This window comes from Sphaerospermopsis reniformis, assembly GCF_005402885.1.
Taxonomy (GTDB): domain Bacteria; phylum Cyanobacteriota; class Cyanobacteriia; order Cyanobacteriales; family Nostocaceae; genus Sphaerospermopsis; species Sphaerospermopsis kisseleviana.
Genome location: NZ_BJCE01000414.1, coordinates 1 through 2,585, shown reverse-complemented (window position 1 = coordinate 2,585; position 2,585 = coordinate 1). Strand labels below are relative to the sequence as shown.

The following is a 2,585-nucleotide window of genomic DNA, read 5'->3' as shown; positions in this document are numbered from 1 at the left end:
TTACTATCTTTTATTTCATATATAACTGTCGCTCTAAACTTGCTAATCATCATTCATACGTTTTAATACTTAATAGCTACTCTGTGATTTGTAAATGGTTAATTGGTATTTTTAAAAGGTAAAAGGTAAAACGAAAATGGTAAATGGTAAAGGGTAATAGGTAATAGGTAATAGGTAACTGGAAATAGGTAATTGGTAATTGCAAACTCCAATTACCAGTCACCAGTCACCAGTCACCAGTCACCAGTCCCCAGTCACCAATCACCAGTTACCTGTGGCAATATTGTAATGAAGTAATATTACACTCAACTTAGCAACCGAGATGATAGGAAACACACTTGTAGGAAGATACCAGATTATCCGCCATCTGGGAGGAGGGGGATTTGGAGAAACTTATGTTGCTTCTGATACTCACTTACCTGGTTCTCCTCAGTGTGTTGTCAAAAAACTCAAGCCTCAGTCTAGTAACGCTGCAACTTTAGAAATAGCCAGACGTTTATTTGATACCGAAGCGCAGGTTTTGTACAAGTTAGGTACTCATGATCACATTCCCCAACTTTTAGCATACTTTGAGGAAAATGCCGAATTTTACCTTGTTCAAGAATTTATTCCTAGTCATGATCTCTCCCAAGAGTTATTACCAGGAAAAACCCTCACTCAAGATCAGGTAATTTCTCTATTACAAGAAATTTTGGAAATTTTAGACTTTGTACATCAACAAAAGGTAATTCACCGTGATGTTAATCCCCGCAATATCCTCAGACGTGATCAAGATAGTAAACTAATTTTAATTGATTTTGGGGCAGTTAAAGAAATTACCACCCAAGTCATTATACCTTCTGGTCAAACTCCCGCTACTGTTGCTATTGGCACACCTGGTTATATGCCTGGAGAACAAGCCCAAGGTACACCAAAATTAAGCAGTGATATCTATGCTTTGGGAATTATTGCTATTCAAGCAATGACTGGTTTATTACCTCAGCAATTAGAAAGAGATGCAGATACTAATGAAATTATTTGGCGGAATCATACCACTGTCACGCCAGAATTTGCAGAATTTATAGATAAAATGATTTGTTATGATTTTCGTCAACGTTATGCCTCAGCAACGGTAGCATTACAAGCACTGCAAGAATTAGTTAAACCTCTCTCTGGAACAATAGTTTTTAGTCCTCCTGCGCCAGTTAATCATATCAAACCTCAACCATCTAAAAAATTTCTATTGTTCAAATTAGTATCAGGAATATTTTTATTAACTTTAGGGGGAATTGCATCAATATATATCTTTAATAAAATCAATACTCATAACGCAGTTGATTTATATAACCAAGGGAATACACTTTTACAACTCCAAAGATATGAAGATGCACTGGCAAATTATGAAAAAGCAGTAAATATCAAACCTGATTATTTTCCAGGATGGTATGGTCAAGGTAAAGCATTATTTGAATTGAAAAAATATCAACAAGCAATCAAAGCTTATGACAAAGCAATTCAAATTCAACCTGATTATTTAGAAGCTTGGATTGGTAGAGGTTTTGCCTTATCAAGTTTACAGCGATATACAGAAGCAATTTCTGCTTTTGATAAAGCCTTACATGAAAAAGATGATTATCCAGCAGTGTGGAATGCTAAAGGTGATGCTTTCAGAAATTTAAAACAATATGATAATGCTATTAAGTCTTATGATCAAGCAATTGAATTGCAATCCGATAATTATGAATCTTGGTATAAAAAAGGTTTATCTTTACAAAATATCAAACAATATAATGATGCAATTACAGCTTATACACAAGCAGTAGAACTAAAACCAGACTATACAGCAGCTTTATATAATTTGGGTAATTCCCTAGTAAATTTAAACCGCTATGAAGATGCTTTAAAAGCCTATAGTCAAGTTGTCCAATATCAACCCAGTCATTACCGATCTTGGTTTTCTAGAGGTAATATTTTAGTGACATTAAGAAGATATGCTGAAGCAATTGACTCATTTAAGGAAGTGATTAAATATCATCCTAGTAATTATCAAGCTTGGTATACTTTGGGATGGTCACTACATCAAAGTCAACGTTATACAGAAGCGATCGATGCTTATCAAAAAGCAATTTCTTTGAAAGCAAATGATTATCAAGCATGGTATAATTTAGGAAATTCACAATATAAGTTACAGAGATATGAAGATGCTTTTGCATCCTATAATAAAGCAGTTAATTACAAAAAAAACCACTATGAAAGTTGGTACAGCATGGGCAATGCGTTATTCAATTTACAACGATATCAAGAAGCGATAAAATCCTATGATCAAGCTATTAAATATAAGCCCGATTACCAACAAGCAATAGAAGCCCGCAAACAGGCAGAAAATCAAATCCAACCCGACAAATCTCTCCCAATTGTTGTACCTATTTTGCCAATGTCTAATTAATGAAAACCCCTCGACACCTGAAAATTAAATAAGTAGGGTTTGCTGAATAAACCTAAAACCTTGATATATCAAAGGTTAGAGGCTGATAAACACAGAAATTAGTGCAAGGGTTTGGAAGGGTATACCGGAAAAAGTGTGCATTTTTTGGGATTTCAAGAGA

At 34.5% G+C, this 2,585-nt stretch carries 1 protein-coding gene; it reads left to right on the top strand.

Annotation, left to right across the window (positions count from 1 at the left end; genetic code table 11):
- The first annotated feature begins 322 nt into the window (after window positions 1–322).
- Entirely contained in the window at window positions 323–2,425 is a 2,103-nt protein-coding gene (locus FFR48_RS27125; protein ID WP_137669495.1) for a serine/threonine-protein kinase, read from the top strand.
- Window positions 2,426–2,585: the final 160 nt, after the last annotated feature.